The following is a 14,842-nucleotide window of genomic DNA, read 5'->3' as shown; positions in this document are numbered from 1 at the left end:
AAACTGTGAGCAACACCATAGAACCTCAAGGAAACCTCAAGTAACGATCCGGATTCAAAGGTTCACGAATTCCTTTGCCTCGGATTCACTGGACCGGCTCGTACGCCCCACTCGCACCGCTCGTACGGGCGATCTGCTCATCCGGCGAAAAGGAATCCCCCTCATATGACCTCGCAGCCGACCCCCACGAAGGCCGCAAAGGGCCCCGGAGGTCCCGGAGAACCCGGAGAACCCGGTGGCGGCCTCCAGGCCGGACTCAAGAACCGTCATCTGTCGATGATCGCCATCGGCGGTGTCATCGGGGCCGGGCTCTTCGTGGGCTCCAGCTCCGGTATCGCCACCGCCGGGCCCGGCATCCTCCTCTCGTACGCCTTGGTGGGGACGCTCGTCGTCCTTGTCATGCGGATGCTCGGTGAGATGTCCGCCGCGAATCCGACATCCGGTTCCTTCTCCGCGCACGCCGACCGCGCGCTCGGGCGCTGGGCCGGCTTCTCGATCGGCTGGCTGTACTGGTTCTTCTGGGTGGTCGTGCTCGCCGTCGAGGCCACCGCCGGAGCCAAGATCCTCGAAGGATGGATTCCCGCCGTTCCGCAGTGGGGGTGGGCGCTCATCGTGATGGTCGTCCTCACCGCGACCAACCTCGTGTCCGTGGGCTCCTACGGCGAGTTCGAGTTCTGGTTCGCCGGGATCAAGGTCGTGGCGATCGGCGCGTTCATCGTGATCGGCGGGCTCGCGATCTTCGGCGTGCTGCCGGGTGTCGACGCCGAGAACGCCGGGCTCGGGAATCTCACCGGGCACGGCGGTTTCCTGCCCAACGGGCCCGGCGCGATCCTCACCGGTGTGCTGCTGGTCGTCTTCTCCTTCATGGGCAGTGAGATCGCGACCCTCGCCGCCGGTGAGTCCGAGGACCCGCAGCGTGCCGTCACCAAGTCCACCAACAGCATCATCTGGCGCGTCGGCGTCTTCTACCTCGGGTCGATCTTCGTGGTCGTGGCCCTGCTGCCGTGGAACGACCCGTCGATCAAGGAGCAGGGCTCGTACGTCGCCGCCCTCGACTCCCTGGGTATCGCGCACGCCGGTCAGATCATGAACTTCATCGTGCTGACCTCCGTACTGTCCTGCCTCAACTCCGGGCTCTACACGGCCTCCCGGATGGCGTTCTCGCTCGGACAGCGCAAGGACGCGCCGAAGGCCTTCGCGAGGACCAATGCGCGCGGTGTGCCGATGGCCGCGATCCTGGCGTCCGTCGTCTTCGGCTTTGTGGCCGTCTTCTTCAACTACGCGTACCCGAAGACGGTCTTCCTCTTCCTGGTCAACGCGTCCGGTGCGGTCGCCCTGTTCGTCTGGCTCGTCATCTGCTTCTCGCAGCTGCGGATGCGGAAGATCATCCAGCGTGAGGCGCCCGAGAAGCTGGTCGTGAAGATGTGGCTGTACCCGTATCTGACCTGGGCGACGGCCGCACTGATCGTCTTCGTGCTCGGCTACATGCTGACCGACACAGAGCACGACGGCCGGGAGACGGTACTGCTGTCCCTGCTCGTCGCGGCGGTGGTGCTCGTGATCGCCGTGATCCGGCAGAAGAGGGGAGCCGGCACGCCGGCCGTGCACCCTGCCGCCGACGAACCTCATGACGACGCCCAGGTGAAGGTCGGCTGAGCCGGCCGGCTCTCCCGAGGACGGTTGGGAGGGGGCCCGCGGTGCTCGTCCACGCTGCCGGCCCCCTCCCTGCTGTCTAGAGCACGGTGAAGTCCTTCCTGACCTGTTCGTAGACCTCCAGCGCCTGGTCCTCGATGTCCGGCTGGTACCAGGTGTTGACCTGGTACGACTTCCCGTCGGCGTCGAAGCCCAGCAACTGGGCGTGCCAGGGCGTCCCTTGGAGCGTGAAGCGGTACTCCCAGACGACCGCGGGCCTGCCCCGGAAGCTCGTCTCCTCCAGGCGGATCTTCTGATAGCCCTGCCCCTGGCGAGCGTTCTGCTCCGAGGTCTCCCATGTGTCCATGAGGTCGCCCTTGGCCAGGGAGGACTTGGCCACGAGCTCCTGCTTGCCGTCGGGTGAGGTGTAGTGCACCTCGGAGCCCGTCTTCAGGTCCCGCCGCCAGCCCTCGGGCGTCACCCACGCGTACCCGCCGGCCTCGCGGCGCGCGCCCGGGGGCAGGCTGGGCGGACGTGAGGTGCCCTCGACGGTGGGCGAGGCACTGTCCACCGAGCCGGTCGACGCCGATGACGTCGACGGGCTCGCCTTGTTGTCGTCGGGCGGTCCGCCGGCCGCCGCGATGACCAGCCAGAGAGCCACTCCCGCCACGACCACGGCGCTCGCGGTGACAAGGCCCAGTCGGCGCCGGCTCGGGTGCGGGCCCGAGGGCACGGCCGGGCCGCGGAGTTCGCCGGGGGGCATCGACGTTGGGACGGACGCCGACAGGATCCGCGCCTCCGTCACCGCTTCCGCCGAAGGAGAGGGGAAGGGGGAGGAGGGGGAGGGGGACGGGAGGGGGGCGGGCGAGGGGGAGGGGGTTGTGGAGCCGACCTCCGCGCGTAGTTCGGAGGGGACTTCGGTGGAGGCGTTGACGGCGCTGGAGGCGCTGCGGGGCGCCCCTGTGTCGGGGGGCTCAGGCACCGCTTCGTCGACTGCGGGCGGCGGCTGCTTCGGCCGGGGCTTCTTGAAGTCGAGCGAGCTCTTCCGGGTCGGGGCGTGGTGCGCCGGTATCGCGTCCTGAATGGGTTCGGGGTCGGCGTCGGGGTGGGGGTGGGGGTGGAGGTGGAGGTGGGGGTCGGCATTGGGATCCGTCTGGGACTCGGGCTCGGACCGAGGTTCGGGCTCACGCGTGGGCTCGGGCTCGTACGCGGGCGCCGGCTGCCCTACCTCGCTCATCAACTCCGCGTCCAGGAATACGGGTGTGGGCGCCTCGGCCTGCATCGGCGGAACGGGCGGCGGGGTCTCCGGCGCTTTGCGCGGGGGCTCGGGGGCGGGGCCGGGGCGGGAGCCGAGCTCTGAACTCGCCGCGTCCGGACCGGGAGCGGCTCCTCCGGCCTCCCCCGCATCGTCCACTTGCCCTGCCTGTCCTGCTTGTTCTCTTTGCCCCGTCTCTCCTGCCTCTTCCGCCTCTTCCGCCTCTCCCACTTCTCCGACTTCTCCGACTTCTCCGACTTCCTTCGTGGCGGCAGCCTCTCCTGCCGCCTCCGGCCCCGCGAAGAGCAACCGCCCGAGTTCCTCCTGAAGTTCCTCCAGGCCGGGTCGGGTCGACGGCTCCTTCTCCAGAAGCTCCGCCAAAATGTCCCGCAACCCGCCCGCGGAGGCGGGGAGTTCGGGTTCCTCGTACAGGACGGCGTGCAGGGTGGCCAGGGTGGTGGCGCGGGAGAAGGGTGATCGGCCGCCGAGTGCCGCACAGAGGGTCGCGCCCAGGGACCACACATCGGACGGCGGGCCCTGCGGGCGGCCCGAGATGCGTTCGGGCGCCATGTAGTCGGGGGAACCCACCAGCATCCCGGCCATGGTCAGTGCCTTCGCGTCCTGGATCGCGGCGATGCCGAAGTCGGTCAGGACGACGCGGCGACCGCTCCGCTCGACCAGGACGTTGCCCGGTTTGATGTCGCGGTGCAGCACTCCCCCGGCGTGCACCTGGCGCAGCGCCACGACCAGTTCGAGCCCGATGCGGGCCGCCTCGCGCGTGCCGAGCGGTCCGTCCTCCACCACGATCTGCTCCAGCGAGCGGCCGGCGACCAGTTCCATGACGATCCAGAGCCGCTCGCCCTCGTCCACGACGTCGTAAATGCGTACGACATTGGGATGGTCGATCCGGGCCGTGGCCCTGGCCTCACGCAAGGTGCGTTCCCGGCGGGTGCGCGTGTCCTCCGGGTCGAGTCCGTCTATCCGCATTTCCTTGACGGCGACCTGCCGGTCGAGCATGTCGTCGGCGGCTCGCCACACCCGCCCCATTCCTCCCTGCCCAATACTCTCGACCAGCCGATAACGGCCCGTCACCAATAACCCCGGAACACCGCCCTGCACATTCCCCGACAATCCCCGCACCCCCTCGACACGCGTCACAATCGCCCGTCACACCAGAACCAATGAGAAACACAATGGTCACACTTCATGCCGTACCAGCATAGTGCGGAGAAATCTTGTGGTACCTCTTCAAGTACTGCGAATTCAGGCGCAGCCAAGGGGGACGAACATGAGTTCTCGTCGGACGACGATCATCGCTGGATCGCTGCTCACGGCATCTTTCTCGGCCGTGATGATCCTTTCCGGCACTGCCGTGGCGGAAGACCAGGGACCGGGGAGCAGTAAGGGGGGAAAGGCGGTTGACGAGGCACCGGCGGGTGTAAAGCTGACCACGCAGCTGCCGGAGAGCATTTCCGTGGACAACAGTTCACAGAAGACGGAGATTACCGCCACCGTGAAGAACGAAGGGACCAAGGAAAGCGGCGACATCAGGCTTTTGGTCGTCGGTTTCGACGGCCTGACGGTCAATGGCGTGAAGGGCTGTTCCGCGCTGGCGGAAGGCGATCTTCCCGAGGGATCGAACAGTGGTTTCAGTTGCGCCGTCGGCAATCTCGCGGCAGGTAAGTCGAAGTCGTACGACGTCGACGCCGACTTCGATCTGAGCAAGACCGGAAAGATCTGTCTGCCGGTGCAGACGAGCGACGGGGCGAAGACGTTCTGGCAGCAGGGTCCGGTGCCGTTCGGTACGACGAACCCGTCGCCGAACGCCCCCGCCACCCCGCTGCTGCTCGGCACCGACAACACGCCGGTGGCACCCGGCGGCGACGAACTGCCCAGGACCGGCGGCGGAAGCGACGTCCTGCCGCTCGGTGCGGCGGGCGCCGCGCTGGTCTCGGCGGGGGCGGCCGGCCTGTGGTGGGTTCACCGGCGGCCGCAGCAGCGCTGAATCGAGAGGTGAAAGGGGAAGGGGCTGGGAGCCTCGTGCGGCTCCCAGCCCCTTCGCCCTGCTTCACCGGCCGACTGTCAGCGGTTGACGAACTTCCAGACCGTGGGCAGCACGCCCATCGCCAACGCCGCCTTCAGGGCGTCGCCGAGCAGGAACGGGGTGAGGCCCGCCGCGACGGCCGTGCCGAGCGACAGGTCGGCGACGGCGGCCAGGTACGGAACGCCGATCGCGTAGATGATCGCCTCGCCCAGCAGCATCGTGCCCGCCATGCGCAGGACCGAGCGGTCGGCGCCGCGTCGGGCGAGTGCGCCCACGACGGTGGCGGCGAGCAGCATGCCGAGGATGTAGCCGAAGGACACGGTGGCGCCGGAGCCGCCCTCGGCGAACCACGGGACGCCGGCCAGGCCGAGCAGCGCGTATGTGGCGAGGGAGAAGAGACCCCGGCTGGTGCCGAGGGCGGTGCCTACGAGGAGTGCCGCGAAGGTCTGGCCCGTCACCGGGACCGGGGACCCCGGCACGGGAAGGGCGATCTGGGCGGCGAGGCCGGTGAGGGCGGCTCCGCCGAGGACCAGGGCGGTGTCCTTGACGCGGGAGGCGGGCAGCAGGTCGGCGAGGACCTCGCCGGGGCGTATGCCCGGGCGGGTGGTGGCGGCAGCGGCGCTCATGAGGACTCCGGCGGGGTGACGGCAGATTCGGGACACGGCGACGCTATCCCAGAGGTGCGTGGGCGATCACCGTCAGCGGTCGACAAAGGGGGGAGCGGGGGGTTGGTCGGCTTCTCACAAAGGGTGGGCGGTACACCGGCGAGGGCGTGATGCTGGTCACTGAGGTGGAGCCGTTTCCCTCACGAAAGCGGGGTGAACGGGAGCTGTAGGGTCTCACCAAACCAAGGCCACTGCCGGGACGGGCGGTGGCGGACGACGCAGCCTCATCACTGCACGGCTTCTCATGGGGCGGCCCGGATGGTCAGGCGAACGGCAGGGGCAACGCCCTCCCGTCCCCCCTCCCTCGAAAGGCCCCCGCAAGCGTCACGCGGGGGCCTTTTTGTTGCTAGCGTGTAGTTGCACATAGATTGCAATAAGAGGTCGAGGGGACCCGCCATGCCCGTCTACACCCTTCCCGAGCTGCCGTACGACTACTCCGCGCTCGCCCCCGTGATCAGCCCGGAGATCATCGAGCTGCACCACGACAAGCACCACGCGGCGTATGTGAAGGGCGCGAACGACACGCTGGAGCAGCTCGCGGAGGCGCGCGACAAGGAGTCGTGGGGTTCGGTCAACGGCCTGGAGAAGAGTTTGGCCTTCCACCTCTCCGGCCACATCCTGCACAGCATCTACTGGCAGAACATGACCGGTGAGGGCGGCGGCGAGCCGCTGGCCGCCGACGGCGTGGGCGAGCTGGCGGACGCGATCACCGACTCCTTCGGTTCCTTCGCCGGATTCAAGGCCCAGCTGACCAAGGCCGCCGCGACCACCCAGGGGTCCGGGTGGGGCGTCCTCGCGTACGAGCCGCTCAGCGGACGTCTCGTCGTCGAGCAGGTCTACGACCACCAGGGCAACGTCGGCCAGGGCTCGGTACCGGTCCTCGTCTTCGACGCCTGGGAGCACGCCTTCTACCTCCAGTACAAGAACCAGAAGGTCGACTTCATCGACGCCATGTGGGCCGTCGTCAACTGGCAGGACGTGGCCAAGCGCTACGCCGCCGCGAAGTCCCGCGCGGATGTGCTGCTGCTCGCCCCCTGAGGCCTGACCCCAAGGGGCATCGCGAAGCGTCCTGCCCGTGATCGTCTTCTCAACCTTCACGTTGCAGGCGGATGGAAGGAAAGCCCCCACGAGGACGTGACTCGTGGGGGCTTTCCCTTACTTGCGGTGCCTTCGGGGAGGCTGTGCCCCAGACCTCCGCATCGGCCTGACCGGCCCACGTCCTCACACGCCGGACCGGCTGAAACGAGGGCGGAGGGGCGAAAAAGCCTCCACCGGTCCCGCGGGCGCTTACGCTCGCGGGGCCGGGCGTCTTAGGAGGAGGCGTACATGCCGTACAAGTGGTGTCAGAACTGCGGCAGGATGCGGGACTTCCGCCATCTGGTGAACGAGGCGGAGCGCGCGGCGACCAGGGCAGCCGTCGGGCAGACCAACGTGGACGCCTACATCCGCTGCGCCCACGAAGGCTGCCGAAGGGTTCAGCGGCGCGGCAGGAGCAGCGACGGCGGGACCCTCCCCGAGGAGCTCCGGATCCCCACCGCCGAGTAAGACCTGGGCGAGTAACAACTGGCCGAGTAGGACCGGCCGAGTAGGACCTACAGGTTGCTGAAGTCCGGCCCCGCCGTCCGCGACCGCTTGATCTCGTAGAAGCCGGGCGTCGACGCCACAAGCAGCGTGCCGTCCCAGAGCCTGCCGGCGGCCTCGCCCTTGGGAGCGGGGGTGACGACCGGACCGAAGAAGGCGACCTGCTCGCCGTCGGCGCCGGGGACGGCGATGACGGGCGTGCCGACGTCCTGACCGACCTTGTCGATGCCCTCCTTGTGGGAGGCGCGCAGCTCGGCGTCGAACTCGAAGATCTCCTGGTCGGCGTAGTCGAGCAGAGAGGCCGGAAGGCCGACCTCGTCGAGCGCGGCGGCGATCGCCTCCGTGGTCGGGCCCTCGCCCTGGTTGTGGATACGGGTGCCCAGCGCGGTGTACAGCGGGCCCAATATGTCGTCGCCGTGCTTCTGCCAGGCGGCGGTCACCACCCGGATCGGCCTCCAGGCCTTGGTGGCGAGCAGCTCGCGGTACTCCTCGGGCAGCTCGTCCAGCTTCGGCTCGTTCAGCACGGCGAGACTCATGATGTGCCAGCGCACCTCGATGTCCCGGACCTTCTCCACCTCCAGGACCCAGCGCGAGGTCATCCAGGCCCACGGGCACAGCGGGTCGAACCAGAAGTCGACGGGGGTCTTCCCGGAACCGGAAGTCGTCTGGGCGGTCTGCTCGGGCATGGTTCTCCTCGGAAAGTGGTGTACCGAAGCCAACACCGTCGCTCACCCGAGCCATTCCCGGGTGCCCGGTGTCAGGGGCGCATGGCAGGATCGGCACTGTACCGACCTGTCCGGCCAGCCCTGAGGGAGCGCCCCCGTGCCCGGTGAGAATCTGTCCCGCGACGAGGCCCGGGAGCGGGCGGCACTGCTGTCCGTCGACGGGTACGAGGTGTCCCTCGACCTGCGCTCCGCCGTCGGGGACCAGGCCACCGGCCAGGCCGAGGACGGGGCGCCGCGCACCTTCCGCTCGGTGACCACCATCCGCTTCCGCTCCGCCGAGCCGGGCGCCACCAGCTTCGCCGACCTGATCGCGCCGAGCGTGACGGCCCTCTCGCTGAACGGCAAGGATCTCGATCCCGGCGAGGTCTTCGACGGGACCCGGATCACCCTCGAAGACCTTCAGACGGACAACGAACTCGTCGTCGACGCCCAGTGCGCCTACTCCCGCACCGGCGAGGGCATGCACCGCTTCGTCGACCCCGAGGACGGCGAGGTGTACCTGTACACGCAGTACGAGCCCGCCGACTCCCGGCGGGTCTTCGCCAATTTCGAGCAGCCGGACCTCAAGGCCCCCTTCCGCTTCGAGGTACGGGCCCCGGAGGGCTGGACGGTCTGGAGCAACGGAGTCGGCGAACTCACCGACGGAGTATGGAAGTTCGCCGAGACGAAGCCGATCTCGACGTACATCACCGCCTTCGCCGCCGGCCCGTACCACTACGTGACCGACAACTACACGCGCACCTTCGACGACGGTACGACGCTGGAGATCCCGCTCGGCGCGATGTGCCGCAAGGGTCTGGCGCCATACTTCGACGCCGACGACGTCTTCCTGGTCACCAAGCAGGGCCTGGACTTCTTCCACGAGCACTTCGACTACCCGTACCCGTTCGGGAAGTACGACCAGGCGTTCGTGCCGGAGTACAACCTCGGCGCGATGGAGAACCCCGGACTGGTCACGTTCCGCGAGGAGTTCATCTTCCGCGGCAAGGTGACACAGGCGTCGTACGAGGGCCGGGCGACCGTCATCCTGCACGAGATGGCGCACATGTGGTTCGGCGACCTCGTCACCATGGAGTGGTGGGACGACCTGTGGCTCAAGGAGTCCTTCGCCGACTTCATGGGCGCGTTCTCACTGGTCGGGGCGACCCGGTTCACGGACGGCTGGATCACCTTCGCCAACCGCCGCAAGGCGTGGGCCTACCGCGCGGACCAGCTGCCCTCGACGCACCCGATCACGGCGGACATCCGCGACCTCCAGGACGCCAAGCTCAACTTCGACGGCATCACGTACGCCAAGGGCGCCTCCGTACTGAAGCAGCTCGTCGCCTACGTCGGCCAGGACGCGTTCCTGGAGGGCGCGCGCCGCTACTTCAAGCGGAACGCGTACGGCAACACGCGCCTCGGCGATCTGCTGTCGGTGCTGGAAGAGACCAGCGGGCGCGATCTGGCGGCCTGGGCGCGGTCGTGGCTCCAGACGGCCGGGGTCAACTCCCTGACCCCGCAGGTGCTTCTGAGCGCGGAGGGCCGGATCTCCGAGCTGGCCATCCTCCAGGAGGCCGCCGAATCCCACCCCGAACTGCGCCCGCACCGGGTGGCGGTGGGCCTGTACCGCCGGACGCCCGACGGCGCCGTGGAGCGGTACGCGCGGGCCGAGCTGGACATCGACGGACCCCGTACGGTCGTCGCCGAGCTGGTCGGCGCCGAAGCCCCGGACCTCGTTCTCGTCAACGACGACGATCTGACGTACTGCAAGATCCGTTTCGACGAGGGCTCGTTGGCGACGCTGCGGGAGCGGCTCGGCGAGATCACTGATCCGCTGGCGCGCGCCCTGTGCTGGTCGGCGCTGTGGAATCTCACGCGTGACGCACTCATGCCGGCCCGTGACTTCCTCGACCTGGTGCTGCGCTTCGCGGGACGCGAGTCCGACATCGGTGTCCTGCAGATGCTGCACGCCTGGGCCGACTCGGCACTCACCTTCTACGCGGCGCCCGACTGGCGCACGGAGGGCGAACGCCTGCTCGCCGAGGGCGCCTTGAAGGAACTGCGGTTCGCGGAGCCCGGCAGTCAGCACCAGCTCACCTGGGCCCGCTTCTTCGCGCGGGTCGCGTCCGGCGCGGCCGATCTCCAGCTCCTTCAGGGGCTGCTGGAGGGCACGGCGAAGATCGACGGCCTCGATGTCGACCAGGAGCTGCGCTGGGCGTTCCTGGAACCGCTGGCCGCGCACGGGGTCGCCGACGAGTCCGCGCTGGCCGCCGAACTCGCCCGTGACGACACGGCGTCCGGCAAGCGCCACCAGGTCCGCTGCCTCGCCGCCCGCCCCTCCGCGGCGGTCAAGGCGCAGGCCTGGGCCTCCGTGGTGGAGTCCGACGCCCTCTCCAACGCGCTCGTCGAGGCGACCATCGCGGGCTTCGACCAGGCGTCCCAGCGCGAGCTGCTCGCTCCGTACGCCGCGAAGTACTTCGCGGCGATCGAGCGTGTCTGGGCGGACCGCTCGATCCAGATCGCCATGGACGTCGTGAAGGGACTCTTCCCCTCCTTCCAGGACTCCCAGGAGACCCTGGACGCGACGGACGCGTGGCTCGCGGCGCACGAGAGCGCGGCACCCGCGCTGCGCCGGCTGGTGCTGGAGGCGCGCGACGATCTGGCCCGCGCGCTGCGGGGGCAGGCGGTCGATGTGGCCGCCGCGAGCTGACGAGCGAAGTCCCTGAGGGGCACCGGTTGCGACCGGTGCCCCTCAGGGGTGGTGAATCACCGGCGCACTCAGTGGTTACGAAGTAAAGATATGCAGAGCCGTAACCCCTACTACTCCCCATCCGGAGCAGCGCCTTTCGGCACTCGAACGTCCGTACTTTAGGGCGGTCTTGTCCGGATTTGTCGACGAGCGTGTAACAGCGGTTAGAGCGCGGCCCCGGTGCGGGAAACCCCGGGTCATGAACCACAACACCCCGCTCTCCCACTCCCCCCGCCCCCTGCGTCACCTGTCGCACGTCCAGCGGCGCGTGCTGACCACCGCGCAGCTGAAGGCGCACGGTGTGAGCGCCGCCGAGACGAACGAGCAGTGCCGGCCGGGCGGCCCCTGGCAGCAGTTCCTCCCGGGCGTCTTCCTTCTGCACGCCGGCCCGCCCACCTCCGAGGAGCGGCTGCACGCGGTCCTGATGTTCGCCGCCCGCTCCCCCGCCCAGCCGGCCCCCGCGATCCCCGTCCAGCCGGGAGCCGAGGCGCCGCACGCCTCCCAGCCCTACACGGACGCGCTCATCACCGGCCTGGCGGCGCTCACCCTGCACGGCTTCACGTCGGCTCCCCCGCTGCTCTCCCTCGACAAGATCGACGTCCTGGTCCCCCGACTGCGCCGCCTGCGCTCCACCGGCTGCGCCCGCATCGTCCGCACGCCGTCCCTCCCGGCGCCCTCGTACATCACCGGTGTCCCCGTCGCCCCCGTCCCCCGCGCCCTCGCCGACGCCGTCGCGGAGCTGTCGGACGCGAACGCCGTACGCCGGCTGCTGACAGAGGCGGTGCGCGGCGGGCACTGCGAACCGGCCGCGGTGGTGAGGGAGTTGACCCAGGCCCGGCTGCTCTCGCGCCCCCATGTGGTGGACGCGGTGGACTCGCTCCTCGCCGAGGGGCGCTCGATCGCGGAGGACCGGCTGTACCGGATGGTCCAGGAGTTCGGCCTCCCCGACCCGGTCTGGAACGTGGACCTCCGTCTCCCGGGCGGCCCTCACCTCGGCGGTCTCGACGCCTACTGGCCGGAGCAGGCGGTGGCCGTCGAGCTCGACACCCGCGCCCCCCGCCAGGACGAGGACGCCCTCTGGTCGGAGTACGCCCGCAAACGCGAGCACCTGGAGCGCCTCGGCATCACCGTCGTGTACATCACCCCCAAGAAGCTGCGCGACGCGATGGACCAGCAGGCCACCGTCGTACGCACCGCCCTGATGGCGTCGAACGACCGCGATCCCGCGGCGTATGTCGTGGTGCTGCCCCGGTAGTGACGGACCGGGGTCGTGTCAGGAGGGGAGAGGAGGGGCCGCCGGGATACCGGTGGCCCCTCCTCGTCGTGCGGCGATCACTCTGCCTGTCAGGGGATCACTCTGGCTGTCAGGGAGGGACAACTCGCGCTCAGGCGGCGCTACTTCCCGCAGAACTCCGCCTCGATCAGCGCCCCGCCCTGCACGGCGGCGTCCATGGCCGCGTGGGTGGCTCTGTGGTCGTCGCCCTTGGCGGGAGCGGCCGCCACCGCCGGTCCGGCCAGGGCCGCCGCCAGCGCCAGCGCGGTCGCCGCCACCAGTCCCGTACGCAGTGGCGTGTGATGCATGTCGTTCATGGGTTCCCCGTTCATCGCCGTGATCGGTCGGGAAGGGGGACCGGGTGGGTGGGCGCGGGGGTTGCCCGGAGCTCGGCCGGTTGGGCGAGATCTAGCCCTTTTTGAGGACCAGCTCCGTGTTGCGGTCGCGCGAGGCTCCGCCGAGGGTCGTGCTGGCGCCCTGCGCGTTGAAGGACAGCTCGCGGTAGAGGGCCGCCAGGCCGGTCTGGGTGAGGTCGGTGAAGTCCGTGCCGTGCGGGGCGGCGGACTCGACGAGAGTGGTGAAGAGGGAGATCGTGCCGTCCTTGTTGTCCACCAGCTCGATGATGCGGGCGAGTTGGGGGAAGTCGACGTGCGAGGCGGTGGAGATCTCCCAGAAGGAGCGGCCGCCGGGCGCGGAGTGCGGGGTGATCTCGTTGCGGTGGATGTGGCCGTTCACCCAGGCCAGAACGTTGGCGTGGCTGCCGAGCGTGGCGATGACGTCGTCGCCGTCGTGCCGCTTCTCGTTCGGGCGGGCCGGGTCGCGGCGGGTGTTGCTCATCGACTCGCTGGTGTGGTGGCTGAAGACGACGGCGTAGGAGTCCTTGTTGTCGCGCAGCGTCTTGTCGAGCCACTTCAGCTGGGCCGCCCCGAGGGAGCCCTGGTAGTGGCCGCCCGGGTCGGTGGTGTCGAGGCTGATGCCGATGACGTCGTCGGAGATGCGGAAGGAGTAGTACTGGGTGCCGGCGGCGACGTTCGCCGACGAGTAGCCGTGTCCGGCGGGGCCCTTGCCCGCGTACGCCGGGTCGAGGTGCGTCCTGAGGTATTCGGCCGGGGTGAAGGGGGCGCGCTTCTCGTCCGGGGTGACCGAGCGCAGGTCGCGCGCGTGGGCCTGAATGAAGTCGAGGTACCGCACGCCCTGGGGGTCCGTGTCCTTCCTGATGGCGTCCTGCAGGGCCTTGGACTGCGCCGCCGACGCGTTCATCAGCTTCTTGCCGCCGACCGCGAAGTCCCTGAGCAAGGGGTTGCTGTGGGTGGCGAAGGTACCGAGCGGCATGGCGTCGTGGTTGCCGACCGTGGAGTACCAGGGGAGGTTGAGGCCGGGGCTCTGCAGTTCGGCGGTCGCGGCCGCCAGGAAGCCGTCGATGTGCGGGAAGCCGGCCTGCTTGTCGGAGTCGCGGACAGTGGAGTCGGGCTGCCAGTACTGCTTGAGGCCACTGCTCTGGACACCCTCGTAGGCGCGCGGGTCACCGGTGTTGGGGGTGATGCGGCCGCCGCTCATCACCTTCATGAACCATTCCAGCTCGGACTTGGCGTTGTTGTCCGTGTTGTCGCCGGTGGTCATGGCGAAGTCCAGCGGGGAGCCGGTGACGGGGGCTCCCGGGAGCGAGTTGACCCGCTCGACGAGCGAGACCGCGCCCTGCACGGACAGGATCTCGTGCGGGCGCCAGGCGTGGATGTCGGTCGAGCGCAGGAACTCCAGGCGCAGCGGGTGCTGGGTGTCCATCAGGTGCAGGTCGGTGAGCTGCACGAACGCGGCGAGCGCGGTGCGCCGGTCCGCCCGGCCCGACTTGGCCGAGGCCAGCTCGCTACGGACGACCCGCTTCCAGCCGGGGCCGTCGCCGAGCCGCCGGTAACCGGTGGAGCTGTTGCGCGGGGTGGCGACACTGCTCAGGGTGGTGCCGCGCTCGTAGGGGTCCAGTCGGCCGACGGGGACCCTGCGGGACACCGTCACCGGCGCCTCGCCCGCGTCGGCGGCGGTCGCGCCGGCGGCTGCCTCCGTCGCGGCGTGCGCGTCGGGGCCGGGCCGCAGGGCGATGCCGATCCCCGCGGAGAGGGTCACGGCGCCGGTGGCTGCCAGCAGGGTGCGGCGGTTGAGGTCGGATGCAGCGGCGGCGACAGAGCGTATGCGCGACATGGCGCGATCTCCCCGATTGCGAACGCGTCGACAGTGGTCGCGGGAAGTTCGACTCGCGAAGTTCCCGCTCATACTGGATCGTTGGCACCAGGGATGACCTGCGCGTTAACTCGGCCACAACGGGCAGCGCCGATCACCGTACGTGGATCTTGGACCACTCGGCGCGGCCATGGGCGTCCATGGAGCCCACCTCGAACGGCCGGGAAGCGGTCACTCCGTGTTCATCTGCCGGGGTAACACGCTTGCTGGCGAGCTGTTGCGGAGGACGGGGCGGAGGGGGCGAAGGGCGAGCTACTTCGCCATGCGCCCGACGGCCGGACGTTGCCGCCACAAGGTGAGCCCGATATCTACCAGTCCGACACGGTTAAGCCCGGATACGGCGTCCAGCGGATGCCAAGCCGCCAGATCTGTCGAGCCGTTCACCTCCGGGCGCAGCTCGCCGCCGGTGATCCGCCCTTCGTAGACGAGCCGCAGGGCGTGATGGTCGGCGACGACCCCGAGGCGGCGCGGAATCTGCCGCCGGATCGAGTCCACGCCGAGCAGCCCGGTGGCCTCGAAGACGTACCCCGTCTCCTCCTCGACCTCCCGGACGACGGTGTCGTAGGGGTCCTCGCCGTGGTCCATGCCGCCGCCGGGCAGCATCCACTCGGGGCTGCCGTCGTCGTCCCGGCCGCGGGCGAGCAGCAGCTCCCCGTCCCTGACGCATATGGCGTAGGCCGCCACCCTCAACTCCTCGCGCACCC

The 14,842-nt window shown here is 69.4% G+C and carries 12 protein-coding genes; 6 read left to right on the top strand and 6 right to left on the bottom strand.

What is annotated here, in order from left to right:
- Window positions 1-165: 165 nt before the first annotated feature.
- Window positions 166-1,656, top strand: coding sequence for an amino acid permease (locus ACFYPC_RS07120; RefSeq protein ID WP_388672127.1), 1,491 nt, complete (start codon window positions 166-168; stop codon window positions 1,654-1,656).
- 76 nt (window positions 1,657-1,732) lie between these two features.
- On the opposite strand, the gene ACFYPC_RS07115 is transcribed toward ACFYPC_RS07120, so the two are convergent.
- Window positions 1,733-3,934 (bottom strand): serine/threonine-protein kinase, encoded by a 2,202-nt coding sequence (locus tag ACFYPC_RS07115; RefSeq protein ID WP_388672124.1) that lies wholly within the window; start codon window positions 3,932-3,934, stop codon window positions 1,733-1,735.
- 241 nt (window positions 3,935-4,175) lie between these two features.
- On the opposite strand from ACFYPC_RS07115, the gene ACFYPC_RS07110 reads away from it, so the two are divergent.
- Entirely contained in the window at window positions 4,176-4,892 is a 717-nt protein-coding gene (locus tag ACFYPC_RS07110) for a hypothetical protein (RefSeq protein WP_388673370.1), read from the top strand.
- A 77-nt stretch (window positions 4,893-4,969) separates the two neighbouring features.
- Here ACFYPC_RS07110 and ACFYPC_RS07105 read toward each other — a convergent pair whose 3' ends face one another.
- Window positions 4,970-5,557, bottom strand: coding sequence for a biotin transporter BioY (locus ACFYPC_RS07105; RefSeq protein ID WP_388672121.1), 588 nt, complete (start codon window positions 5,555-5,557; stop codon window positions 4,970-4,972).
- A gap of 435 nt (window positions 5,558-5,992) precedes the next feature.
- Between ACFYPC_RS07105 and ACFYPC_RS07100 the strand changes: the two genes are divergently transcribed.
- Window positions 5,993-6,634 (top strand): superoxide dismutase, encoded by a 642-nt coding sequence (locus ACFYPC_RS07100; protein WP_388672118.1) that lies wholly within the window; start codon window positions 5,993-5,995, stop codon window positions 6,632-6,634.
- 288 nt (window positions 6,635-6,922) lie between these two features.
- Window positions 6,923-7,141: a hypothetical protein gene (locus tag ACFYPC_RS07095; RefSeq protein WP_388672115.1), complete on the top strand. Its 219-nt coding sequence runs from the start codon at window positions 6,923-6,925 to the stop codon at window positions 7,139-7,141.
- 47 nt (window positions 7,142-7,188) lie between these two features.
- Here the strand turns inward: ACFYPC_RS07095 and ACFYPC_RS07090 are convergent, their stop codons facing one another.
- Window positions 7,189-7,863, bottom strand: coding sequence for a DsbA family protein (locus tag ACFYPC_RS07090; protein WP_388672113.1), 675 nt, complete (start codon window positions 7,861-7,863; stop codon window positions 7,189-7,191).
- A 136-nt stretch (window positions 7,864-7,999) separates the two neighbouring features.
- On the opposite strand from ACFYPC_RS07090, the gene pepN reads away from it, so the two are divergent.
- Both pepN and ACFYPC_RS07080 read left to right on the top strand, forming a co-directional pair.
- Window positions 8,000-10,594 carry an aminopeptidase N gene (gene pepN, locus ACFYPC_RS07085; protein WP_388672110.1) on the top strand — a complete coding sequence of 865 codons (2,595 nt, stop codon included), beginning with the start codon at window positions 8,000-8,002 and terminating at the stop codon, window positions 10,592-10,594.
- Window positions 10,595-10,832: 238 nt separating this feature from the next.
- Window positions 10,833-11,888 carry a hypothetical protein gene (locus ACFYPC_RS07080; protein ID WP_388672107.1) on the top strand — a complete coding sequence of 352 codons (1,056 nt, stop codon included), beginning with the start codon at window positions 10,833-10,835 and terminating at the stop codon, window positions 11,886-11,888.
- A 140-nt stretch (window positions 11,889-12,028) separates the two neighbouring features.
- Here ACFYPC_RS07080 and ACFYPC_RS07075 read toward each other — a convergent pair whose 3' ends face one another.
- From ACFYPC_RS07075 to ACFYPC_RS07065, 3 genes are all read right to left on the bottom strand, one after another.
- Complete coding sequence (locus ACFYPC_RS07075; RefSeq protein WP_388672104.1) at window positions 12,029-12,223, bottom strand: hypothetical protein; 195 nt, start codon at window positions 12,221-12,223, stop codon at window positions 12,029-12,031.
- A gap of 91 nt (window positions 12,224-12,314) precedes the next feature.
- Window positions 12,315-14,099, bottom strand: a complete 1,785-nt coding sequence (locus ACFYPC_RS07070) for a TIGR03767 family metallophosphoesterase (protein WP_388672101.1) — start codon at window positions 14,097-14,099, stop codon at window positions 12,315-12,317.
- 291 nt (window positions 14,100-14,390) lie between these two features.
- A complete protein-coding gene (locus tag ACFYPC_RS07065; RefSeq protein ID WP_388672098.1) occupies window positions 14,391-14,840 on the bottom strand; it encodes an NUDIX hydrolase in 450 nt (149 codons plus the stop codon).
- Window positions 14,841-14,842 lie beyond the last annotated feature (2 nt).

This window comes from Streptomyces sp. NPDC005808, from assembly GCF_042871385.1.
Taxonomy (GTDB): Bacteria; Actinomycetota; Actinomycetes; order Streptomycetales; family Streptomycetaceae; genus Streptomyces.
This window is presented reverse-complemented; position numbering and strand designations above follow the sequence as displayed.

Bases quoted from the DNA above. Each gene is read 5' to 3' on its own strand.
- ACFYPC_RS07100 (WP_388672118.1), top strand. From the start codon at position 5,993: ATGCCCGTCTACACCCTTCCCGAGCTGCCGTACGACTACTCCGCGCTC.
- ACFYPC_RS07075 (WP_388672104.1), bottom strand. From the start codon at position 12,223: ATGAACGACATGCATCACACGCCACTGCGTACGGGACTGGTGGCGGCG.
- ACFYPC_RS07095 (WP_388672115.1), top strand. From the start codon at position 6,923: ATGCCGTACAAGTGGTGTCAGAACTGCGGCAGGATGCGGGACTTCCGC.
- ACFYPC_RS07105 (WP_388672121.1), bottom strand. From the start codon at position 5,557: ATGAGCGCCGCTGCCGCCACCACCCGCCCGGGCATACGCCCCGGCGAG.
- ACFYPC_RS07110 (WP_388673370.1), top strand. From the start codon at position 4,176: ATGAGTTCTCGTCGGACGACGATCATCGCTGGATCGCTGCTCACGGCA.
- ACFYPC_RS07070 (WP_388672101.1), bottom strand. From the start codon at position 14,099: ATGTCGCGCATACGCTCTGTCGCCGCCGCTGCATCCGACCTCAACCGC.
- ACFYPC_RS07115 (WP_388672124.1), bottom strand. From the start codon at position 3,934: ATGGGGCGGGTGTGGCGAGCCGCCGACGACATGCTCGACCGGCAGGTC.
- ACFYPC_RS07090 (WP_388672113.1), bottom strand. From the start codon at position 7,863: ATGCCCGAGCAGACCGCCCAGACGACTTCCGGTTCCGGGAAGACCCCC.
- ACFYPC_RS07120 (WP_388672127.1), top strand. From the start codon at position 166: ATGACCTCGCAGCCGACCCCCACGAAGGCCGCAAAGGGCCCCGGAGGT.
- ACFYPC_RS07080 (WP_388672107.1), top strand. From the start codon at position 10,833: ATGAACCACAACACCCCGCTCTCCCACTCCCCCCGCCCCCTGCGTCAC.